Origin of the sequence: Zobellia galactanivorans, assembly GCF_000973105.1 — a bacterium.
In the GTDB taxonomy this organism is placed as follows: domain Bacteria; phylum Bacteroidota; class Bacteroidia; order Flavobacteriales; family Flavobacteriaceae; genus Zobellia; species Zobellia galactanivorans.
Window position 1 is genome coordinate 3,224,203 of sequence record NC_015844.1, and the last position, 21,391, is coordinate 3,245,593.

Genomic DNA, 21,391 nt, shown 5'->3' on the forward strand with positions numbered 1-21,391 from the left:
ACAATTCCTTTAAAACAAAACCATAATGGATAGACTCTTGTTTTATCAAGAAAGTCCTACAAGATATACAATCGGTTTAAATTAGATACGGTACATCCCTTTTTTTGTCAAAAGTCGAGATGAACTGCAATATTTTTCAGATAAGATGGAATTGGAAAACGTGGAGTTTTTTTTAAACAGTGGAATTTGAGATTATTTATTAATTAACTCACTTGTACGGGATGTATTGGCCGTAAATATACCCCAGTGTTTCCGTGTCATAATTGCACTCTAAAAATATATACGGGGTTATTATGGTATGTCGTAGTTTTCTCCAAATGCATGCCATTGTTAATAGCTACTTTTTGAGACGGTAGGTTATCTATATGGATTATGGATATTAAAGAAGGGGCCAACTGATGCTTTGTAGCATGGGACTTGCACTGCAGGGCGGCCTCGGTAGCGTAGCCTTGTTGCCAGTATTTAGGGAGAATGGAGTAGCCTATTTCCAGTTCGTCAATACCGTCTACGGTCTGTTTTAGCAGTCCGCACAGACCGATAAAGTCTCCGGTCGATCTTGAGATAAGGGCATTCATGCCGCCCAGTTGCTTTTCGTAGCGTTCAAAAATTCGGTCGAATTGTTGTTGGCAGGCCACGTTTGGGTCAGATGGTAATCCGTTCCAAAACTCGGAAGAACGTTTGTCTTGGTGAAAGGACAACCAGGTTTCAAAATCGGAGGGACGTATTTTTCGGAATAGCAATCGCTCGGTCGTTTCCTTTTCCAAAAGTAAATCCATTTGCAATCATAATTTTTTGAAGGCAATACTGTCACCTGGCTGTATCCCGAAGTTTTGAACAAGACCGGCATTCAATTCAAGTACGTATTGTACCGCCCCTTGCGAAGGTAGGCTCGACTCGTTCAGAGGTTGGGCGTTTTCGTGATAATTGGCAATGGTCATGTCTTCCTTGATAAAAATGATGTCTAAAGGAAACTCGGTATTCTTCATATAGAACGAATGCCCGGACACTTCCGGAAAGATAAACAACATCCCGCGGTCGGCCTTCATGCTTTTGCGATACATTAAACCAGTTTGGGTTTCATATTCGCTCTCTGCGATTTCAATATCAAAGGAAGCAATCAAACTATCCGTTTTTTGCTTGAAAATAGAAAGTTCGCCTTCTTTTTTAAAGACTACAGGCTCTGCTTTGACAACTTTTTTCTTCTCTTCTTTGCAGGAATGAAAAACAAATACCGTTAAGATAAGGTACAAACTGATTTTAATGTGCTTCATTTTGGTAGCGCTTAAATTCGATAGTTGGGGAAGGGGGCTATTTTGTTTTAGTATAGCCCTGATTCAATGTTTTTGGGTGTATGGATAATTAATATGGGTTACGATTTGCTGTTTATCGGTCGGAACATAAAGTAGAGTCCGATAAAAATAAACGGAATACTCAACCACTGTCCGGTCGAAAGTAGCCCGAGGCTCTCTTCGAAACCACCCTGACTTTTCTTTACAAATTCTACGAAGAAACGAATCGTCCAAAGCAAAACTAAAAACAGGCCAAAAAGATATCCTGAGCGATTTTTTTTATCGGTCTTCCAGTAAAGGTAATAGAGAAGGGTAAAAACAAAAATATAGGCCACCCCTTCATACAACTGTGCCGGGTGGCGGTATGGAATCTGCGCCAATTGTTCGGCAAATTTCGGATTGTTCTCCAGTGCGGCATAAGCGGCATTTACCGTTTTTTCCTGTGTAATCGCCAAGGCTTTGGAGGGGTGCATATCATCGGAATCGCGAATGAACTTTGTAGCGAAAACAAAAGATTCATCGGTGATTTTTCCATTGATCTCTGAATTGAAAAAGTTGCCCAATCGTACACAAAAGGCACCAATGGCAAACGGTATGACCATACGGTCCAGTAGCCAAAGGGTTTTCATGTCGGGGAATTTCTTCTGGTAAAGATAGGTTCCGATCAGTACGCCTATAATGGCGCCATGACTCGCAAGGCCTGTAAAGCCGGTAAATTCATAACCGTTGATAAAACCGAAAAGCTGGCCCGAGGCATTCTCGCGAATAGGAAGAAGTATTTCGAGCAGGTGGTTTTGGTAATACGGCCAATCGTAAAAAAATACGTGTCCAAGCCGCGCACCCAACATGGTGGCAAGAACCGTGTGGATAAAGAGCGAATCTAACTGCTCTACCGTTTTGTTCTCGTTGGTAAAAATGCGCTTCATGATATACCAACCTAAACCAAAGGCGGTAATCCAAAGTAAGTTGTAATATTTTATCTGTAACGGACCGAGGGTGAAAAGTGTTTCGTTCGGATTCCAAATGATACCTAAAAAGTACATGAGAAGTAGTTTTAAGAGCACTAAGATAATAAAATAGACAGCCGATATGCCTTGCTGTCCTTAAAATTGACGTCAAAGGAGGGAAAGCTCTCGGGGATTCTTCCCCCCTCAATTGCCCCTAGTTTATTTTTAAATTATTAAGGTACTGGGTCATAGCCTTTTCCTCCCCAGGGGTTGCAGCTCAAAATTCGTTTAATGGCCAGCCATCCTCCTTTAAAAAGTCCGTGTTTTTTTAAGGCCTCGAGGGTATACTGTGAGCATGTTGGGGAGTAACGACAACTTGCAGGGGTGTATGGTGAGATGGCGACTTGATAGAACCTGACCAAAAAAACGAAAGGGGCTATCATTATTTTTTTTTGGGATAATGCCAAGACGATGGGTTTTAAGGATGTAAAAATACAACAATTTAACCAATACCCTTGTCCGGAAGTATGGAACGGGCCCAAAAAAAATCCGCATTTTTAAATGCGGATTTTAGTGACACTGAATCGTGTTATGAATTTTATGCGTGGTGCACAGGTTGAAGGTCAAGGGTTTCCTGTTCTGAAAATAATCTTGACTTTACCACAAAGCGCACACCTAAGGGGATTTCCAAAGAGAAACTGGCTCCCCTTCCTTCGGTGATATCAATGGTCAATTGCGTGTGTTTCCAATACTCGAACTGGTCTTTGGCCATGTAAAAGTCGCAATCGGCGATATTGCCAAGCCAAATATCGGTTTCGTTGAGTATGAGTTCACCTTCGCTAAAACACATGGGTGAAGACCCGTCGCAACATCCACCGCTTTGGTGGAACATGAGCTTACCATGGGTTTGCTTCAATTTTTCAATGACCTCTTTGGCTTCATCCGAAACTAAAACGCGTTGTGTTTTCATCTTAAAAGAAGCCCATGGCCTTTTTGTCGTATGAAATCAACATGTTCTTGGTCTGTCTGTAGTGGGCCAACATCATTTTGTGGTTTTCCCTACCGATACCCGATTTTTTGTATCCGCCAAAAGGAGCGTGTGCAGGATACAAGTGGTAGCAATTGACCCATACGCGTCCGGCTTGCACCGCCCTTGATATTTGATAGGCCTGATGGGTGTCACGTGTCCAGACTCCCGCGCCAAGGCCGTATAAGGTGTCATTGGCAATTTCTATGGCCTCTGCTTCATCTTTAAAAGTGGTGACACAAACAACGGGTCCGAAAATTTCCTCTTGAAACACCCGCATCTTGTTGTTGCCCTTGAGAATGGTAGGTTGAATGTAATAGCCGCCCTCAAGGCCTTCGTTATATGCGGCTTCGCCACCGGTCAATACCTCGCAGCCCTCGTCTTTGCCTATATTGATATAGTTCAATATTTTTTCGTACTGGTCGTTTGAGGCCTGTGCCCCCATCATGGTCGTTGGGTCTAAGGGGTGCCCTAGTTTAATGGCCTTGGTACGTTCGATGACCCTTTCCATAAAGCGGTCGTAAATGCTTTCTTGTACTAACATTCTAGAGGGGCAGGTACATACTTCCCCTTGGTTCAATGCGAACATTACCGCACCTTCCAAACATTTGTCGAAGAAATCGTCATCGGCATCGATAATGCTTTCAAAGAAAATGTTAGGTGATTTCCCTCCAAGTTCCAAGGTAACGGGCGTGATGTTTTTAGAGGCGTACTGCATTATGAGCTGGCCTGTAGTGGTCTCTCCGGTGAATGCAATTTTGCTTATTCTTGGGCTTGAGGCCAAGGGTTTCCCTGCTTCGGCCCCAAAACCGTTCACTACGTTCAATACACCCGCGGGAAGGATGCCGTCAATAAGTTCCATTAAGATCATGATTCCTGCAGGGGTCTGTTCCGCAGGTTTCAAAACAACACAGTTACCTGCCGCCAAGGCCGGGGCCAACTTCCAGGTAGCCATAAGTAGGGGGAAGTTCCATGGGATAATCTGTCCTACCACACCTAGGGGTTCCGTAACGTTCAGGGCTACGGTGTTCGAATCTAATTCGCTTACCGAACCTTCTTCGGCACGGATGACACCTGCAAAATAACGGAAGTGATCTATGGCCAAAGGAATATCGGCTGCAGTGGTTTCACGAATAGCTTTACCGTTGTCCCAGGTTTCCGCTCTTGCAAGGGCTTCAAGGTTGCGCTCCATGACGTCGGCAATCTTTAATAGCATATTACTTCTTGTAGTGGCCGAAGAAGTGTTCCATTCGGGGGCGGCTTTCCATGCGGCATCGATGGCCAATTCAATATCTTCCGAAGTAGAGCGTGCTACTTTGGTGTATACCTTGCCGTCAACAGGCGAAAGGTTGTCAAAATACTCGCCTTTTACTGGTGCTGTCCATTTTCCGCCAATATAATTTTCATATTGGTCTTTGAACTTTGGCTTTTGAAGAAGATTGTGTTCAACTGTTTGTGTGCTCATGGTTAAAGGAGTTAAGTTAATAAGTATATTCTTTATTATATACCTGTTTGTCAGATGTATATAAATAGTTTTCTAAATGTAGTGGAGTTGACGGCCAATTGTCTGACCAATTCTACCTTTGATGTGACGGATTCTATCATTCTTTGCTAAATTGGTATTTTGTAGCCTCTTATTTTGTATATTTCTTAGTGTTTAGTAAATAAATTTGATACTTGTTCTGTTATGTTGGGATTGTCGGATAAATTTCTTTCGAACCGAAAGCTGGAATCATTGGTCGAAAACCAAACCTCGTATACGCTCAATAATGCCGCCTTACATGTGTTTGAGACACATCGGCAGGCCGAAAGGGTGTTGTTGAAGTTTGACCAGCCGGTTTTGGCGAGTATGGTCGAAGGGAAAAAAATAATGCATCTAAGGGATTATGAATCTTTCGATTTTTTGCCGGGGGAATCTTTGGTGCTTCCTTCAAATGAGACCATGTGTATCGATTTTCCGGAAGCAATGCGTAAAAAACCTACCCGTTGCTTGGCCTTGGCCATTTCCGAAGATAAAATAAACAAGGTGTTGCAACTGATGAACGAGAGCATGCCAAAGCATGATCGAAGCGAATGGGGCCTGATGGATTACAATTTCCATTTTGTAAATGACATGGGTATTTTTCAGATTTTACAGCGGCTTCTGTTTTTGTTTACCGAAAATCACCCTTCCAAAGATTTTTTCGTTGACAATATGTTGCGTGAGCTGATCATACGCATATTACAGACCAATGAGCGTAAGATTTATTCAAATTCGACCTTGCAACTCAGTAGTAATAGTAGGTTGGCTACGGTCATACGTTATATAAGGGAGCATCTTCACGAGCCATTAAACGTAGAGGATTTAAGTAGTAAGGCCTGCTTGAGTCCCTCTCACTTCTATAGGGTATTCAAGACCGAACTGGGCATTTCGCCTATAGAGTTTATCAATAACGAAAGGATTAAACTGGCAGTAGGCCTTCTACAAGACAAAAAGCGAAGCATTAAAAACGTTTATTTGGAATGTGGTTTTGAAAGCCGCTCGTATTTTAACCGCGTATTCAAGGCGCGACAGCATCTTTCGCCTAGTGATTACCAAGCAAAAGCACAGAGCGAACCATTGTAGTGCCGTAAAAAAATTAGAGGCTAAAAGTGGTACCTTCCTTACCGTCTTTTAGTTGGATGCCAAGTTCTGCCAATTGGTCACGGATTTTATCCGAGGTAGCAAAATCTTTATTTTCACGAGCTTCTTTTCGAAGTTCTATCAATAGTTCTACCACGCCGGAAAGCTTTCCGGCATCTTCGGTACTTCCTCCTTTTTGTTCCAATCCCAAGATATCGAAAACGAATGCGTTGAAGGTGTGGGCAAGGGTTTCCTTGTCGTTTGCCGTAATGCTTTCTTTTCCTTCCTTGATCAGGTTTACATGCTTGACCGCTTCAAAAAGGTTGGCGATAAGAATAGGTGTATTGAAATCGTCGTTCATGGCGTCGTAGCATTGCTGCTTCCACGTTTCTACGTCAAAATCACTACTTGATCCGGTTTCCAATCCTTCCATGGCGGAAAGGGTGTCCATTAGGCGGTTGAATCCTTTTTCCGATGCTAAAAGGGCATCGTTGCTCAAGTCTAATATGCTGGTGTAATGCGCCTGCATCATAAAAAAGCGAACTACGGAAGGAGAAAAGGCCTTGCTAAGAATGTTGTTCTCACCGGTAAATATTTCACCGGGCAAAATATTGTTTCCTGTTGATTTGGCCATTTTCTTGCCGTTCATGGTCAACATGTTGGCGTGCATCCAATATCGAACGGGCGAGTGGCCATAGCAGGCTTCCGCCTGTGCTATTTCACATTCGTGATGCGGAAATTTCAGGTCCATACCACCACCGTGAATATCAAAGGTCTCTCCTAAATACTTGGTGCTCATTGCCGTGCACTCGAGGTGCCAACCGGGGAAACCATCTCCCCATGGCGAAGGCCAGCGCATGATGTGCTGTGGCTCGGCCTTTTTCCAGAGTGCGAAGTCTTGTGGACTCTTTTTCTCATCTTGACCGGCCAATTCACGGGTATTGGCAATCATATCTTCCAATTTCCGGCCGCTTAATTTGCCGTAATCGTGGTTTTCGTTGAACTTATTCACATCAAAGTAGACCGAGCCGTTTACCTCATAGGCAAGTCCTTTTTCAAGAATCTCCTTAATGATCTCTATCTGTTCGATGATATGCCCGGTGGCCGTTGGCTCTATACTGGGCGGTAAAAAATTGAACTGTTCTAAAATATTGTGAAAATCTATGGTGTACCGTTGTACGACTTCCATAGGTTCCAACTGCTCTAACCTTGCTTTTTTTGCAATTTTATCTTCACCGTCTTCGGCATCGTCGACTAAGTGGCCGGCATCGGTTATATTACGTACATAGCGCACCTTGTACCCCAAATGTCTCAAGTACCTAAAGATCATATCGAACGACATAAAGGTACGGCAGTTGCCCAGGTGAACATTGCTGTAGACCGTTGGGCCGCAGACATACATGCCAATATGGCCTTCGTTCAAAGGTTTGAAAATTTCTTTTTTACCGGAAAGGGAATTGTAAATCTTTAACGTTTGTTGCTGGTACAATTGCATGTTAGGCTTGCGCTATTAAAAAGTGGTATCCAGGTTAAGGTAGTCTAAAAATTCGCGGCGTACGGCTTCGTTTTTGAATTTGCCGCCGTATTCAGCGGTTACCGTACTACTTTCGATATCGCGTATGCCACGGGAATTCACACAAAGGTGCTTGGCGTCGATTACACAGGCAACATCTTCGGTTCCCAAAACATTTTGTAGCTCCCTAACGACCTGTATGGTCAATCGTTCCTGAACTTGCGGTCTTTTGGCAAAATAATCGACAACGCGGTTCATTTTAGAGAGGCCTACTACCGTTCCGTTGGAGATGTATGCGATATGTGCACGGCCTACTATGGGCAAAAGGTGATGCTCGCATGTAGAGTAGAGCGTTATGTTTTTCTCTACCAACATTTCACCGTATTTATACTTGTTGCTAAAAGTTGATGATTTAGGCTTTCGGTCGGGGTGAAGTCCGCCAAAAATTTCCTTTACGAACATCTTGGCAACTCGGTTCGGGGTGCCTTTGAGGCTGTCGTCATCAAGGTCTAGGCCCAAAGTCAGCATTACTTCTCGTATGCTTCCTTGTATTCTTTTGATCTTCTCATCATCGCTCAACACGAACGCGTCTTCACGTAGAGGTGTATCTTCCGATGCGGAAACGTGGTCGTTTCCCATATCTTCAAATTGCTTTTCCAAAGTACTGTCAATTTTCATCTGCTTATATCTATTGGCATTTCTAATGCCCAATTCGTCTTAAAAAGTTTCGATACATTACACTTCGTGCTAAGTAAAACGAGGTGCAAAGATATACATAATATGGCACTTTACGTTCTATATGTCCTGATACACAACATAAATTGGTGTTAAGAAAATCAACAAGGTACTTTTATACTATTAAGGTATAACCTGTTGAAATGAGTCGTTTTATCATCGTGTGGTCTTTGTTGTTCTTTTTGGGTACGAGCGTCGTAAGGGCACAAGTTTCCCCAGATTGTGGCAATGCCGTTCCTATTTGTAGCAATACTCCCGTCAATGGGGGGACCACTGGATTCGGGATAGATGACTTTGATAGCGCGGCGACCAGTGGGTGCCTAGAGCAAACCTTGAGCGGGGCCATTGAATCGAATTCGGCCTGGTACCGATTTAGAACCGGGGCCTCCGGACAATTAGGGTTTGATATAGGGATCGATACACTTGAAGATTGGGATTTTGCCCTGTACAAATCCAATGACTGTAATAACTTAGGGGAGCCCATACGATGTAATTTTTTCGACAATCAAGATGAAAATCGATTTGTAGGGGTAGGGGAGGATCCTACCGGCGATACCGAAAACGTACAGTATGAAGATTGGCTTGAGGTTACCGCAGGGGAGGACTACTACCTTATGATCAACAATTTCAGCAACAATAATTCGGGTTTTTCAATTCAGTTTTCAGGGCACATATTCGTTACAAACCCTTATGACGCATTGGATTGTTCGATTATAAATAACCTTTTAGGGCCGCCACAATCGGTTTGTGAGGGTGATATCGTCGATTTAAACGCTACGACCTCAGGAGCGACTACCTATAATTGGTACGTAGATACGGGCAGCGGTTTTACCCAAATTGCAGGGGAGCACGATGCCGTGTACCGTGTTGATGCCTCGGCAACCTATAGGGTGGAGGTCGTACGTCCGAGTGAAACGATTATTAGTGAAGTTCAGGTACATTTTTCCGAACGACCCGTTACCGGAGCGGTTTCCGATGATGCTTCTTGTTCGTCCCTATCCGTCTACGATTTGTCTCAAAAGGATGTGGAGGCCCTTGGAGGGCAGTCACCGGACGATTTTGTGGTGAGTTATCACGCTTCTTTCCCCGATGCGACGAACGGGGCAAATGCCTTGCCCAAACAATACGAGGTGCCAACGGGTTCCCAAACGATATATGTGCGACTCACATCTGTGGGGAATTCAAAGTGTTTTGATGTGACGGAGCAATTTGAACTGGTCAATTTACAGACCCCCGACATCGATTTTCCATCGGAAGTATTTTTGTGTCAGTCCAATACCGGGGTCGTTATCGGTCCGTCCTCGCCGAATGTCAATTATAGCTATTTCTGGAGTACGGGGGAGACTACACCGAATCTTACGGTTTCCGAAGCGGGCGAATATAAACTTACTGTCACCCATACGCAATCGGGCTTGAGTTGCAGTCGGGCCCAAAATGTAACGGTTTATATCTCACGGCCGCCACAAATTACCGGAATTGAAATCAACGATCTTCAAAATGATAATACGGTTACGGTCTTGGTCGATACATCGGACGATTATGAATATCGATTGGACGAAGGGGCGTATCAGATGGGCAACACTTTTTATCAAGTGAGCCCGGGCATGCATACGGTAAGTGTGAATGACCCCAAAGGATGTGGGGCCGTAAGTGAGCAAATTGTGGTTGTGGGCTTTCCTAAATTTTTTACCCCGAACGGAGACGGAGTCAACGATATCTGGGGTATTGTCGGGGTTGAAACATTGAATTCGCCATCAATCTCTATTTTTGACCGCATGGGCAAACTCTTGGCCCAGTTGGAACCGTCAAATCCTGAATGGGACGGTTATTGGCAAGGTAGGCCCTTGCCCGAATCCGATTATTGGTTTAAACTTACCTATGTTGATGCTAGGGGGCAGACAGTAATGGCCAAGTATATCAACAACCATTTTTCATTGAAACGCTAGCCATATTTTTTTTGGGGGGCAAGTGGCATTTTATCGATAAACTACCTGTTTTTTCTGTTTAAACATACTAAAATCAATGTTCCTGAGTTATCTAATTATATTGTTTTAGCCCCTTTACCTATGCGCTTTTTACTATCAGTACTCTGTGTTGCGTTCTTTTATGCCACAGAAATTCAAGCACAAAATTCAGCTGACTGCAGAACCGCTATTCCTGTATGTGCCGACGCCCCAATTATGGGGTATGCCGATGGCACCGGAGCTATAGATGATTTTGATCCGGAGGTCATTACCGAAACCGGATGTCTTGAAAAAGGAAGTATTAGCGAAGCCAATATCGAACATAATACCTCGTGGTTTGTCTTTAGGGCAGGTACCGATGGCCAAGTGGGTTTTGATATTGAGGCGCTGCCGGTCAATGGTTCGGGATCGCCTACGGCCGAATGGGATTTTGCCGTTTATGGGCCCGATGTCGATTGTGCCGATATTACTACCGGAGCGGTCGACCCTATTCGTTGTAATTACGAAGTGAACAATACCCGATTTACAGGATTGGGCGTCAACCCTGAAAACGGACAGCAAGGGGTGCCTTCTACCACCCAAAACCTGAATACCTACGATGAGTACTTAGATGTGAGGGCAGGTGAGATGTACTATATCTTGATCAATAATTTCAATACCAATTTTGATGGCGACCCAGAGCCTTTTATGCTCACCTTTACGGGGAGCTCGGTACAGGCCGATAAGGATACGGCTTTGGATTGTACCTTGCGTGATGAGTTTTTGGGCTTGGATATCATCGCTTGTGAAGGTGATCCGGATATTACCTTGAGTATGTTGAATTCCCCGGCAGGTCCCGACTTTACCAATGTAGCCTGGTCTGTTGACTATGATGACGATGGTACGGTAGACGCACCTTTGGGCTCGGGTCCGTCGGCGACCGAGATAAACGTGCCAAGTCCGAATTCAGGAAGGTACTTTGTCGATATTACAACCACTGCGGGAGGTCATATTTATGATGATATTCTGATTACTTTCTACGGAATACCCGTGCTTGATCGTGTTGAAACATTGAACTCGAACCTATCGTTAGATCCCGACATGAACAATATCGAGATTTTTGTTGATGGTGATGGTGATTATGAATATTCCATTAATGAGGGTGAATTTCAAGATGATCCGGTTTTTAACGATGTTCCGCCTGGAGTAAATACCGTGGTAATCAACGATAAGAACGGATGTGGTACTAGTGAACCTACCGAGTTTTTGGTGATAGGTTATCCCAAATTTTTTACTCCGAACAATGACGGGGCCAACGATACCTGGAATATTAAGGGAATAGAAGAGTTGGCTGATCCAATGGTGTTCATTTTTGATCGTTTTGGTAAGCTCTTGGCTCAGTTGGATACCAATTCGGAATGGGACGGGACACTGAACGGAAGACCTTTGCCATCGTCTACATATTGGTTCAGGCTCGAATATTCAGAATCGGAAAACGGTATGGAAGTAGCTAAATTGACCAAGTCTTATTTTGCCCTAAAACGATAAAAGTCCGACATAGGCCGGACTTTCAAATCGATATAGAAATACTTTCCTTAGAAATTCAGGGTGTAGCCCAAGGTAACGTTTGTATTTACGTTGTTTAACAATGCAGCAGTATTGATTCCGGTATCGAAAAAGTACTGCAATCTATCTTGTTCGGTTCGACTAATGGCCAAATCTAATCGGCTTCTTCTAAAGCTGTATCCTAGTCCTCCTGAGATTCCTGTAAGATCACCTATAATGTCACCACTTTCGTAAGGGCTTTGTTCATAGCGGTATCCGGCCCTAAGGCTTACGCGCTGAATTCGGTATTCGCCACCGACCCTAATGGTTGAAACGGCGCCTAAGGTTTCGGAAATATAAGTGTTCTCATTGGCGAAACCTGCGTCGCTGGTAGGTCTTAGTTGGGCATTCGACATATCTTGGTATCCATAATCAAAGCTTATAAGTCCGCTTTTACCAAATACGGCGGAAATACTTCCGGTAAGTTTTCCGGGGGTCTTGATCTGGTAATCGAATATATTGATGTAATTCAGGTTGAAAAATTGAAAACTGCTCTCCTTATTGGGGAAATTTGAATCTATTCCCTGAGAGAAATTGTCCGTCAGACGATACCAGGTAGGGGATTGATAGCTGGCTCCTACCCGTAGGAAATCGTTGACCTTGGCAATAGCTCCCAAACTTAGGGAAAAGCCGGAACCTTCGGTTACGAGTAGGTTGTCAAAATCGATGTACCTAGCTGTGCCACTTCCTCTTTCATTGAAAGTTTCGCTGTACCTGTTCAATCTTTCGTAACGGAGGGTGTGAAAATTCAATGAGGCTCCAAAGTAAAGGTTGTCGCCGTATTGCGTTGCTCCGTTTACGGTGAACTTGCTATTGTATCCTGTGATATCTTGACGGAAATCGTGGTTGACATCGTCATAATCGGCATTTGAAAAATAGCTGGTGTTGTCTTCGGTATCGGAAACCGGTTCGATAATACCTGCTTGAAAACCTAAAAATGCCTGTTGGCCTGCAAAGTTGAGTCCGTTCGTGGCGCCTATGGCTAAATAAGCATCACCGAGGGTTTCGTTTGCTTTTAACTTTAGGGGGGCCAATTCAATGCCTTCGGCGAAATCTAGGAAGTAATTGTCAACACCTTGGTTGCTTCTTCCTTGGGTAACCGAACGGGAATCAAAATTTTGAACCAAGTCATAGTTAAGGGCCAAGGTCAGTTTTTTCCAAGGGCTGTCGGCATCCGTAGACTTAAATACAAAAGCCCCGCCGATTTGGTTGATGTCGAAATTATTGGAAGATGTTGAATTTAAGCTACCGTTGAGGTCAGAATCGATTTTATTGGAATAATTCGTTCCCGATACGGAGAATAGGCCATTGTTGAAGACGGCACTACCTGCGGGGTTGATATTGAGGGCCGATAAATCGCCTCCCAGTGATCCGAAAGCGCCTCCCATGGCTTGAAATCGGGCCGAACCCTGAATGTTTTCGGAACTGTAACGTAAGACGTCGTCAATATTTTGGGCGCTTGCGACAACACATGCCAACAGCCCTATGAATGTTATGTATTTTCTCATTCCTAGCAAATTTAGAGTAAGTTTATTCTGATTTTGGACTTAGTTTCTACGACTTGAAGATGATCTAGAGCTTGATCCGGAAGAAGATCTTGTACTTCCTGAACTTCTCGAAGAGCTGCTAGAGCTTCTGTAGGTTCCGCTGCTCGAGCTGCTTCTACTTGAGCCTGACGACCTATATGTACTGGTTCTGGGCGTTGAGCTGCTTTTGTAGGTACTGCCACTGCTCGATCTTGTACCCGAACTCCTGCTGTAGGTAGAGGTACGGGGAGTAGTAGAGCTGCTACGTTTGTAAGTGCTGCTTCTAGATGAAGAATTGTACGTAGGGGTAGCCCTGGTGCTTCGGCTCGTTCTGTACGAACGGTTTTGGTCGACGCCTACGCTTCTTCTTGAAGCTGCTGACGATCGGCTGCTGCTATAGCTTCTAGAAGTGCCTGTTGCCGAGCTTCGGCTTGTCCTGCTAGAGGAACCATTGGCAGAGTATCTAGGTGTAGCCCTACTGCTTCGGCTTGTCGCCGCGGTTCTTGTATATCTTGCACTGTTTCCTGAAATGGCATTGGTATTGCTGTAGTAACCTCTTCTGCCGCGGTTGTACGCGTAGTGTCGGTTTCTGTACGAATAATTGTTGTATCCACTATAGTATCCGTAAGGAGGACACCAAGTGCCATAGCCGCCCCATCGGTAACCGTAATAGCCGCCGTAGAATCCGCCATATCCATATCCGTAACCTCCGTAACCTCCCCATCCCCAAGGGCTGTATCGGTTTCTCCAAGGGTTGTAATAACCGCCATAACCATAGTAGCCGCCCCATCCGATCCATGGCGAAGCCCATCCGTATCCGGCGTAACCCCATCCACTGTCGTAAATGTTGATGTTTACACTGGTCGCATTGTCACCCCATCCTGCATAACCTGCATAATCATTGTCGTTTTTGTAATAATCGGTCAACTGGCCTTGTGAAATACTGTCTTGGGCCGATTCACTGGAATAAGAGTCGATGTCGGTGAAAATTTCACCTTCGAGCATTTGATCGAATTGGTCGGCCTGCTGTCCGAAATATTCGGAATATACATTGTCCTCATTCTGTTCTTCTTGCTGTTGTGGCCTAGATTGGCGCTCTACGCTGACTTGGGTGTCACTGGAATAAATTCCGTCATTGTCATAGTACGAGGCCGATTGGTACGACCCGCAAGATGCTGCAACAATGCCGATTACGGTACAAAGTGCAATGTGATGGATTTTACTGCGGGATGGTAAATGTATCATGGGTGCAATTTTTTATTGTTGAACATAGTAAAAATAAGTAGTTTTACCCAATTATTTTGCTAACATAAGCACAAGTTTTGTGCCAAACTAAATATAATGGGTAAGAATTTGACAAAGCGCAGCGAGGATTATTCCAAATGGTATAACGAGCTCGTAGTGAAGGCCGACTTGGCCGAAAATTCAGGTGTTCGTGGTTGTATGGTAATCAAACCTTACGGTTTTGCCATTTGGGAGAAGATGCAGGCCGCTCTAGATAAGATGTTCAAGGAGACGGGGCATGAAAATGCTTATTTTCCGCTGTTCATACCCAAGTCGTACTTGAGTAAGGAAGCGAGCCACGTTGAAGGTTTTGCCAAAGAATGCGCCGTAGTGACCCACTACCGCTTGAAGAATGCCGAGGACGGTAGCGGTATTATAGTAGATCCCGATGCCAAATTGGAAGAGGAGCTTATTGTAAGGCCTACTTCTGAAACCATTATTTGGGATACGTATAGACGATGGATACAATCGTATCGAGACCTTCCCTTGTTGATCAACCAGTGGGCCAATGTGGTACGTTGGGAAATGCGTACGCGTTTGTTTCTTAGAACTGCCGAATTTTTATGGCAAGAAGGGCATACTGCGCACGCTACCGAGGCCGAAGCAATAGAGGAGGCCGAAAAAATGATGCGGGTCTATGCCGAATTTGCCGAAGAACATATGGCCATGCCGGTCATTCAAGGGGTGAAAACGGAAAGCGAGCGTTTTGCGGGAGCTATAGAGACCTACTGTATCGAGGCTTTGATGCAAGATGGAAAGGCATTGCAGGCCGGTACCTCTCACTTTTTAGGACAGAATTTTGCCAAAGCCTTCGATGTTAAGTTCGCTAATAAGGAAGGGAAGCAAGAACATGTTTGGGCTACGTCATGGGGAGTTTCTACCAGATTGGTAGGGGCCTTGATCATGAGCCATAGTGATGATAACGGTTTGGTCTTGCCTCCAAAATTGGCTCCTATACAAGTGGTTATCGTTCCTATTTACAAGGGAATGGAGCAATTGGATGCCATTTCTGAAAAGGTCGCTCCCTTGGTAAAAGAATTAAGGGCCAAAGGCATTTCGGTAAAATTCGATAATAGGGATACCCATAAGCCTGGCTTTAAATTCAATGAATATGAATTGAAAGGGGTTCCGGTTCGTTTGGCCATAGGGAAGCGTGATCTAGAGAACGGTACCTACGAGGTGGCCCGAAGGGATACGTTGACGAAAGAAATCGTTCCTATGGACGATGTTGTGGCTAAAATTGAATTTCTCTTAGAGGATATTCAAAAGAACATATATCAAAAAGCACATTCCTTTAGGGAGGATAATATTACCGAAGTCGATACCTACGAGGAGTTTAAGAAGGTCTTGGAGGAAAAAGGAGGATTCATTTCCGCGCATTGGGACGGAACCAACGAAACCGAGGAGAAAATAAAAGAAGAGACCAAGGCAACTATTAGATGTATCCCCTTAGGTACTGAAAACAAAGAGGGAAAGTGCATGGTGACGGGAAAATTATCGTCAAAAAGAGTACTTTTTGCTAAAGCATATTAAAAAAATTATGTTAGCTATTGCGTTAGTTAAAAATAATTGTATTTTTGCATCCGCAATTGCGTAAGGCAATGGCCCGTTCGTCTAGGGGTTAGGACGCCAGGTTTTCATCCTGGTAACAGGGGTTCGATTCCCCTACGGGCTACAAAATACAAATGAACGATAGATAAACCCCTAATAAGGGTTTGTAAAGTCTAAAGTTCAGGGTCGTATTTAGAGAGTATGTATTGGCCCGTTCGTCTAGGGGTTAGGACGCCAGGTTTTCATCCTGGTAACAGGGGTTCGATTCCCCTACGGGCTACAAAAGGTTCGATGAGGATTGGGGAAGAGGAATTTTAAAAAATTATAACAAGTTAGAAAAAGATGGCAAATCACAAGTCAGCATTAAAAAGAATCAGAAGAAACGAAGCAGTACGTCTTCGTAATCGCTATCAGCACAAAACTACACGTAACGCAATCAAAAAATTGCGTGGTGAAGAAAGTAAAAAGGAAGCTGAAGCTTTGTTGCCTAGCGTTGTTAGTATGATCGATAGATTGGCGAAACGCAATATCATTCATGATAACAAGGCGGCTAACTTAAAAAGTAAATTGGCCAAGCACGTAGCTGCTTTGTAAGATTTAAAACTTATTAAAAAAGCCCTGTCGTAAAACTTACGACAGGGCTTTTTTTGTTTCTATGTATCGCGCTTTGCCCTATTTGGACATTCTCCGTTTCATTCTTAGAAAACCGATAACAAAGAATAGGTAGCTTATAATGATCAACGACCAATGGATCCTTCTGATAATTGGTGGGGTCGGTGTTTCATGAATTGTATGAATATACCTTATGACTTTGATAGGAAGGTAGCCAGCGTAAAAAATGAATAGCCCACTGCTTAACCAAAATAAAAGATTCTCTTTTGTTTTAAAAAGTAAATCGATGGTGAAAAACTTTTTTAAATACATTAAAGTACTGTAAACGAGTATAATTCCCCCGAAAACATAGGCGTATACTTGCGGCAATTTAATGAAGTTGTCGACGAATGCATTTATCAGGCAGACAACTAAAAAGAAAATACCTCCATAATATATATTCCTTTTGTGTTTGGGGTCATCAATATAGAACCTGAATACATAGTAGAAATATAGAAAAAACACCAACATGTAGGTGTTGTATATAAGCCATTTATAATTGCGATAGGTCTCGATTGAAATTAGACTGAACTCCTCCTGATAATTGTTTAAAAGATAACTTAGCAGTTCATTTAGAAAAGTGTAAATAAAAATAATAGGTAGATACGTAAGCTTTGATTCGTAATATTTAGGATACTTAAACAATGCCAAGCCTACAGTAGCCGCGTAAATGGGAATGAGCGAGTTCAGTAAAATAAAATCTATCAAAGGGCAGTTTTTTTAAAGAATACATCGAAATATTAGTACGAGTGGCCTTCGTTTTTTGTGGTGCTTCGCTCTGCATAGAAAGGTGCGCTTGAAGCGGTGAAAAAACCGGGTAAAAACGAAGCTTCGTTTTTTGTGTTAGGTGTTTGTTCTGTGCTTTTTCGCGGCCCTATAGGGTTGAATTCATTGTCTAAAAGCACTACTTCCCGTTTGCCATCGGTGCCGTCTACGGTAAAGAACATATGGTCGCCTCCATTTTTGTTGATGGTGGGAGACATCATGATCGTATTTTGCCTGGGGTGTACTACGGGTTTGCCATCATTGTATTTTTTTTCATCCGCGTAATTGGCAAAATAGAACCTTAGTGTGGTCAATTCTTCACCTGAGAGTTTGGCTTCGTTCTCGATGTAGGCCAAGTATGCTTTTAGGTCCTTGTAATCGTAAGATACGTAACGGGCCGCTTTGAACTTTCCGGGTTTGGAATCGTCGCTGCTGCTTTCCGTTGCGGCATTTTGTGCCTGTGCTTTCCCTTTGGAAGGCTTTTTGGGGTCTTTGTCTTTTTCTTCCATTGCCCATTCGTAGTTTTCTATGAGGCCTACGCGTCTGCTTTTGTAGTTTTCGTAGAGTTTGTGGGCTTTGGTGGGAAGGATGATTCCGTTGTTGTAATTGTCGTTTAAAACGGTCTCACAAGGGCAATCGGGGCAGGGTTGTGCTTTTTCGTCTAGCCGGCATCCCGTAAAAATCAAGAAAAGAAGGAATGTGGCGCAGGTAAGCGCGGCTTGTTTTGAATTTTTCATAATGTAAGTTTTTTAAGTTCTACTTTTTTACATAAAATTCGGGGGAAGAAAATTTTTGCGCTATAAAGATATCCGAAAAAACGGATAATTGGACCGTCCTTTATGGAAATCCGTAATCTTTGAACTGTTAATAGGTGGGAAAAGTAGTAATTTTTGCTTTTTTTTAGGGAAATGCAGGGGGGGCGTAATCAAAAAAAATCCCGAATCCCAGATTGTAGACTGGAATTCGGGATGCTGTAAATTTGATATCTTACTTAAATCAATAAAAACTTATTGATTCATAGTCAGTAAAAACTCTTCGTTGTTTTTGGTCTGTTTGATGCGTTGCTCAATAAATTCCATGGCTTCAACAGGATTCATGTCCGCCAAGTATTTTCTTAGGATCCACATACGCTGAATAGTGCTTTCGTCCAATAACAGGTCGTCGCGTCTTGTACTTGAAGAGGTAAGGTCGATGGCAGGGAAAATCCTTCTGTTTGATATCTTACGATCCAATTGAAGTTCCATGTTACCTGTTCCTTTAAATTCTTCAAAAATCACCTCGTCCATTTTTGAACCGGTCTCCGTAAGGGCGGTCGCGATGATAGAGAGTGAGCCACCGTTTTCAATGTTTCGGGCAGCTCCAAAGAAGCGTTTAGGCTTGTGAAGGGCATTCGCGTCTACACCACCACTCAAAACTTTACCGGAAGCAGGTTGTACCGTATTGTAGGCCCTGGCCAAACGGGTAATGGAATCTAAAAGAATAACGACATCATGGCCGCATTCTACGAGACGCTTCGCTTTTTCCAGAACAATGTTCGCTACGCGTACATGTTCGGTAGCTTCTTTGTCAAAGGTGGAAGCAACGACTTCGCCACGTACGTTGCGTTGCATGTCAGTTACCTCTTCGGGGCGTTCGTCTATCAATAAGATGATTTGGTATACCTCTGGGTGGTTGGCGGCAATTGCATTGGCAATCGCTTTCAATAGCATGGTCTTACCCGTTTTTGGTTGGGATACGATCATACCTCTTTGTCCCTTTCCGATAGGGGAGAATAAATCTATGATTCTGGTAGAGATATTACTTTGTCTGTCCGCCAAGTTGAATTTTTCCTGAGGGAAAAGTGGGGTCAAGTGCTCAAAAGAAACCCGGTCTCTCACCACTTGGGGGTCGATTCCGTTAATTTTGTTGACTTTGATCAAGGGGAAATATTTTTCACCTTCTTTAGGAGGTCTTACATTTCCTAAAACGGTATCCCCTGTTTTAAGTCCGAATAACCTGATCTGTGATTGCGATACATAGATATCATCGGGAGATGATAGGTAGTTGTAGTCTGAAGAGCGTAAAAACCCGTAACCGTCTTGCATGATATCTAGAACCCCTTCGCTTTCTATAATGCTGTCAAATTCAAATTCGGGTTCTTTGTACCTGTTTTTTAGGTCCTTGTCAAAATTACTTTTGTCATAGGTCGTTTTTTGATGACGTTGGTTCTTGTTGCTATTGGGATTGTTGGAGTTACCGCTGGGGGTATTTTGATTCTTGTGCTGTGGGTTGCCCTTAGCTTCCCTTTTTGCAGGGCCGGAATTGGTCTTTACCGGTCTTGGGCGAGGTTTTTTGACTTCGGAAGGTGGTACCGTTGACGCTGGTGCCGCTTCCGTAGTTTCCTGTTTTTCCGGTTTTTCCGAGGTTTCTGCCTTTTCCTTTTTATCGGGAGCGGAAGCTTTGGTTGTTGGTTTCTTGGTTTCGGTTGCCGTTCTTGGTTTACGTGCTCTAGGTTTGGGTTTTTCCTCTGTTTTTGGAGCAGTTACTTCTGCTACAACTTTAGGATTGGCTGCTTGTACATCTAAGATTTGATAAACAAGGTCCAGTTTTTTTAAGGTTTTGAACTTTGGCACGTTAAGGCCTTTGGCAATTTCCTGCAATTCAGGCAGTTTTTTTGCTTTTAAATCTGAAATTTCAAACATTAAGTAGGATATAAATTATACGTCTCTTGTATTGATAAGAAGTGAATTGTTATCTGAGTATTACGAGGGAAAGATTTCCCAATAGGTAAGTGTAATAACTAATAATCTCACAATATTACGAATTATTTTGCTTGTGACATCGATTTTTTTCAAAAAGACGTGTATTTTTGTAGAGTAAAATGGAGTTTAGGCAATGATTCAAAGAATACAAACAGTTTATTTGCTCATAGTTGTATTGGTGGCGGGAGTACTGCCGTTCTGGGTGAATCTCTGGTCTGATGCGGAAGGAAACGAGATTTTTGCGAGCAATGAAATCTTTATTTCGCTTACATTTTATATTTCGTCATTATTGGCGCTTATTGCCATAGTGATGTTCAAAAACAGGAAAAATCAATTTGTGATGAACAGATTGAACATGATATTGAATCTTTTTTTACTAGGATTTTTCGTTTACCGGTCGCTAAATTTATCCGGAGAGATCTCGGTCTCGGAGAAGGGTATTGGGATGCTGATTCCTATTATTTCTATCGTTTTTCTGGTCCTTGCCAATAGGGCTATCAAGAAGGATGAGGATCTTGTAAAATCTGTTGATCGTCTACGATAAACCTAACATCTTAGTAGTATTAGTGCGTAAAACCCGGAGTAGTTACCGGGTTTTTTTATTTATCGTTTTCCGAGTTCTACAACTTCTAGGTCCTTTATATCCATTCCGTCGATAACAAACCGTAACATGGTACGCACCTGGTGAAAGCCGTGTTTGCCACAGGCCCCCGGGTTCATATGGAGTACGCCAAGCTTTTGGTCCATCATGACCTTAAGGATATGCGAATGTCCACAAATGAACAGTTTGGGAGGGTTGGCCTTGATGATGTCACGGGTCCTGCCATTGTATTTTGGAGGGTAGCCGCCGATGTGGGTCATAAGTACTTCTACGCCTTCGCAGAAAAAACGGTCGTTCAGTGGAAATTCCTTTTGAATGATATGGTCGTCAATATTTCCGTAAACGGCTCTTAGGGGTTTAATACTTCGCAAGGTGTCGGTTACCTTTAAACTGCCAATATCGCCTGCGTGCCATATTTCATCCGCCTGACGGGCATATTTTAATATGGTGTCGTCTATATGTGAATGGGTGTCGGAAAGCAATAGAATTTTGGTCATATGGTCTTGTGAAAATTAGGGAAAATGGCTTCGGCCTTATCAATATTTTTAGGGGCATTGTTCTGTTTGGTCAAAGAGAAGTATCTTTGAGGCTCACAAAATTAAAGGTTTCGG

General features: G+C 43.3%; 19 protein-coding genes and 2 tRNA genes. 8 read left to right on the forward strand and 13 right to left on the reverse strand.

The genetic code is table 11. The features are described from left to right. Nucleotides 1–257: 257 nt before the first annotated feature. The 6 genes from ZOBGAL_RS13035 to ZOBGAL_RS13055 all read right to left on the reverse strand — a co-directional run bounded on the left by ZOBGAL_RS13035 (nucleotide 258) and on the right by ZOBGAL_RS13055 (nucleotide 4,728). A complete protein-coding gene (locus ZOBGAL_RS13035; RefSeq protein ID WP_013994098.1) occupies nucleotides 258–776 on the reverse strand; it encodes a GNAT family N-acetyltransferase in 519 nt (172 codons plus the stop codon). A 6-nt stretch (nucleotides 777–782) separates the two neighbouring features. Continuing rightward, complete coding sequence (locus tag ZOBGAL_RS13040) at nucleotides 783–1,271, reverse strand: DUF192 domain-containing protein (protein ID WP_013994099.1); 489 nt, start codon at nucleotides 1,269–1,271, stop codon at nucleotides 783–785. A gap of 98 nt (nucleotides 1,272–1,369) precedes the next feature. Continuing rightward, entirely contained in the window at nucleotides 1,370–2,332 is a 963-nt protein-coding gene (lgt, locus tag ZOBGAL_RS13045) for a prolipoprotein diacylglyceryl transferase (protein ID WP_013994100.1), read from the reverse strand. A 137-nt stretch (nucleotides 2,333–2,469) separates the two neighbouring features. Continuing rightward, nucleotides 2,470–2,679 carry a membrane protein insertion efficiency factor YidD gene (gene yidD, locus ZOBGAL_RS23080; RefSeq protein ID WP_013994101.1) on the reverse strand — a complete coding sequence of 70 codons (210 nt, stop codon included), beginning with the start codon at nucleotides 2,677–2,679 and terminating at the stop codon, nucleotides 2,470–2,472. A gap of 155 nt (nucleotides 2,680–2,834) precedes the next feature. Further along, entirely contained in the window at nucleotides 2,835–3,206 is a 372-nt protein-coding gene (locus tag ZOBGAL_RS13050) for a DUF779 domain-containing protein (RefSeq protein ID WP_013994102.1), read from the reverse strand. A 1-nt stretch (nucleotide 3,207) separates the two neighbouring features. Continuing rightward, nucleotides 3,208–4,728: an aldehyde dehydrogenase family protein gene (locus ZOBGAL_RS13055; RefSeq protein WP_013994103.1), complete on the reverse strand. Its 1,521-nt coding sequence runs from the start codon at nucleotides 4,726–4,728 to the stop codon at nucleotides 3,208–3,210. Between the two features lie 222 nt (nucleotides 4,729–4,950). Here ZOBGAL_RS13055 and ZOBGAL_RS13060 point away from each other — a divergent pair, with 222 nt between their 5' ends. Beyond that, a complete protein-coding gene (locus ZOBGAL_RS13060) occupies nucleotides 4,951–5,868 on the forward strand; it encodes an AraC family transcriptional regulator (protein ID WP_013994104.1) in 918 nt (305 codons plus the stop codon). A 13-nt stretch (nucleotides 5,869–5,881) separates the two neighbouring features. Here the strand turns inward: ZOBGAL_RS13060 and cysS are convergent, their stop codons facing one another. Both cysS and folE read right to left on the reverse strand, forming a co-directional pair. Continuing rightward, the gene (cysS, locus tag ZOBGAL_RS13065) at nucleotides 5,882–7,360 is read right to left on the reverse strand and encodes a cysteine--tRNA ligase (protein ID WP_013994105.1); all 1,479 of its coding nucleotides are present in this window, start codon (nucleotides 7,358–7,360) and stop codon (nucleotides 5,882–5,884) included. 15 nt (nucleotides 7,361–7,375) lie between these two features. Beyond that, a complete protein-coding gene (gene folE, locus ZOBGAL_RS13070) occupies nucleotides 7,376–8,056 on the reverse strand; it encodes a GTP cyclohydrolase I FolE (RefSeq protein WP_013994106.1) in 681 nt (226 codons plus the stop codon). Nucleotides 8,057–8,256: 200 nt separating this feature from the next. Between folE and ZOBGAL_RS13075 the strand changes: the two genes are divergently transcribed. Beyond that, nucleotides 8,257–10,059, forward strand: coding sequence for a T9SS type B sorting domain-containing protein (locus tag ZOBGAL_RS13075; protein WP_013994107.1), 1,803 nt, complete (start codon nucleotides 8,257–8,259; stop codon nucleotides 10,057–10,059). 120 nt (nucleotides 10,060–10,179) lie between these two features. Beyond that, the gene (locus tag ZOBGAL_RS13080; protein WP_013994108.1) at nucleotides 10,180–11,604 is read left to right on the forward strand and encodes a T9SS type B sorting domain-containing protein; all 1,425 of its coding nucleotides are present in this window, start codon (nucleotides 10,180–10,182) and stop codon (nucleotides 11,602–11,604) included. A gap of 47 nt (nucleotides 11,605–11,651) precedes the next feature. Here the strand turns inward: ZOBGAL_RS13080 and ZOBGAL_RS13085 are convergent, their stop codons facing one another. Next, a complete protein-coding gene (locus ZOBGAL_RS13085) occupies nucleotides 11,652–13,169 on the reverse strand; it encodes an OmpP1/FadL family transporter (protein WP_013994109.1) in 1,518 nt (505 codons plus the stop codon). Between the two features lie 39 nt (nucleotides 13,170–13,208). Further along, complete coding sequence (locus tag ZOBGAL_RS23340; protein WP_013994110.1) at nucleotides 13,209–14,432, reverse strand: hypothetical protein; 1,224 nt, start codon at nucleotides 14,430–14,432, stop codon at nucleotides 13,209–13,211. 96 nt (nucleotides 14,433–14,528) lie between these two features. Here ZOBGAL_RS23340 and proS point away from each other — a divergent pair, with 96 nt between their 5' ends. The 4 genes from proS (at nucleotide 14,529) to rpsT (ending at nucleotide 16,616) form a co-directional block, all read left to right on the forward strand. After that, complete coding sequence (gene proS / locus ZOBGAL_RS13095) at nucleotides 14,529–16,004, forward strand: proline--tRNA ligase (protein WP_013994111.1); 1,476 nt, start codon at nucleotides 14,529–14,531, stop codon at nucleotides 16,002–16,004. A gap of 70 nt (nucleotides 16,005–16,074) precedes the next feature. Further along, a tRNA-Glu gene (locus ZOBGAL_RS13100) sits at nucleotides 16,075–16,146 on the forward strand. A gap of 84 nt (nucleotides 16,147–16,230) precedes the next feature. After that, a tRNA-Glu gene (locus ZOBGAL_RS13105) sits at nucleotides 16,231–16,302 on the forward strand. Nucleotides 16,303–16,364: 62 nt separating this feature from the next. Further along, a complete protein-coding gene (rpsT, locus tag ZOBGAL_RS13110) occupies nucleotides 16,365–16,616 on the forward strand; it encodes a 30S ribosomal protein S20 (RefSeq protein WP_013994112.1) in 252 nt (83 codons plus the stop codon). Between the two features lie 797 nt (nucleotides 16,617–17,413). Here the strand turns inward: rpsT and ZOBGAL_RS13120 are convergent. Both ZOBGAL_RS13120 and rho read right to left on the reverse strand, forming a co-directional pair. Continuing rightward, nucleotides 17,414–18,175: a hypothetical protein gene (locus ZOBGAL_RS13120; protein ID WP_013994114.1), complete on the reverse strand. Its 762-nt coding sequence runs from the start codon at nucleotides 18,173–18,175 to the stop codon at nucleotides 17,414–17,416. 270 nt (nucleotides 18,176–18,445) lie between these two features. Next, a complete protein-coding gene (gene rho, locus ZOBGAL_RS13125) occupies nucleotides 18,446–20,119 on the reverse strand; it encodes a transcription termination factor Rho (RefSeq protein WP_013994115.1) in 1,674 nt (557 codons plus the stop codon). Between the two features lie 193 nt (nucleotides 20,120–20,312). Here rho and ZOBGAL_RS13130 point away from each other — a divergent pair, with 193 nt between their 5' ends. Next, entirely contained in the window at nucleotides 20,313–20,723 is a 411-nt protein-coding gene (locus ZOBGAL_RS13130; protein ID WP_013994116.1) for a DUF4293 domain-containing protein, read from the forward strand. Nucleotides 20,724–20,782: 59 nt separating this feature from the next. Here ZOBGAL_RS13130 and ZOBGAL_RS13135 read toward each other — a convergent pair whose 3' ends face one another. Continuing rightward, complete coding sequence (locus ZOBGAL_RS13135; protein WP_013994117.1) at nucleotides 20,783–21,277, reverse strand: metallophosphoesterase family protein; 495 nt, start codon at nucleotides 21,275–21,277, stop codon at nucleotides 20,783–20,785. Between the last annotated feature and the right edge of the window lie 114 nt (nucleotides 21,278–21,391).

Excerpts from the sequence above, each read along its gene's own strand:
- ZOBGAL_RS13120 (WP_013994114.1), bottom strand. The coding sequence starts at position 18,175 with ATGAAAAATTCAAAACAAGCCGCGCTTACCTGCGCCACATTCCTTCTT.
- rho (WP_013994115.1), bottom strand. The coding sequence starts at position 20,119 with ATGTTTGAAATTTCAGATTTAAAAGCAAAAAAACTGCCTGAATTGCAG.
- ZOBGAL_RS13035 (WP_013994098.1), bottom strand. The coding sequence starts at position 776 with ATGGATTTACTTTTGGAAAAGGAAACGACCGAGCGATTGCTATTCCGA.
- yidD (WP_013994101.1), bottom strand. The coding sequence starts at position 2,679 with ATGATAGCCCCTTTCGTTTTTTTGGTCAGGTTCTATCAAGTCGCCATC.
- ZOBGAL_RS13050 (WP_013994102.1), bottom strand. The coding sequence starts at position 3,206 with ATGAAAACACAACGCGTTTTAGTTTCGGATGAAGCCAAAGAGGTCATT.
- ZOBGAL_RS13040 (WP_013994099.1), bottom strand. The coding sequence starts at position 1,271 with ATGAAGCACATTAAAATCAGTTTGTACCTTATCTTAACGGTATTTGTT.
- ZOBGAL_RS13130 (WP_013994116.1), top strand. The coding sequence starts at position 20,313 with ATGATTCAAAGAATACAAACAGTTTATTTGCTCATAGTTGTATTGGTG.
- ZOBGAL_RS23340 (WP_013994110.1), bottom strand. The coding sequence starts at position 14,432 with ATGATACATTTACCATCCCGCAGTAAAATCCATCACATTGCACTTTGT.
- ZOBGAL_RS13060 (WP_013994104.1), top strand. The coding sequence starts at position 4,951 with ATGTTGGGATTGTCGGATAAATTTCTTTCGAACCGAAAGCTGGAATCA.
- ZOBGAL_RS13055 (WP_013994103.1), bottom strand. The coding sequence starts at position 4,728 with ATGAGCACACAAACAGTTGAACACAATCTTCTTCAAAAGCCAAAGTTC.
- ZOBGAL_RS13135 (WP_013994117.1), bottom strand. The coding sequence starts at position 21,277 with ATGACCAAAATTCTATTGCTTTCCGACACCCATTCACATATAGACGAC.
- ZOBGAL_RS13080 (WP_013994108.1), top strand. The coding sequence starts at position 10,180 with ATGCGCTTTTTACTATCAGTACTCTGTGTTGCGTTCTTTTATGCCACA.
- ZOBGAL_RS13075 (WP_013994107.1), top strand. The coding sequence starts at position 8,257 with ATGAGTCGTTTTATCATCGTGTGGTCTTTGTTGTTCTTTTTGGGTACG.
- cysS (WP_013994105.1), bottom strand. The coding sequence starts at position 7,360 with ATGCAATTGTACCAGCAACAAACGTTAAAGATTTACAATTCCCTTTCC.
- lgt (WP_013994100.1), bottom strand. The coding sequence starts at position 2,332 with ATGTACTTTTTAGGTATCATTTGGAATCCGAACGAAACACTTTTCACC.
- rpsT (WP_013994112.1), top strand. The coding sequence starts at position 16,365 with ATGGCAAATCACAAGTCAGCATTAAAAAGAATCAGAAGAAACGAAGCA.
- ZOBGAL_RS13085 (WP_013994109.1), bottom strand. The coding sequence starts at position 13,169 with ATGAGAAAATACATAACATTCATAGGGCTGTTGGCATGTGTTGTCGCA.
- folE (WP_013994106.1), bottom strand. The coding sequence starts at position 8,056 with ATGAAAATTGACAGTACTTTGGAAAAGCAATTTGAAGATATGGGAAAC.
- proS (WP_013994111.1), top strand. The coding sequence starts at position 14,529 with ATGGGTAAGAATTTGACAAAGCGCAGCGAGGATTATTCCAAATGGTAT.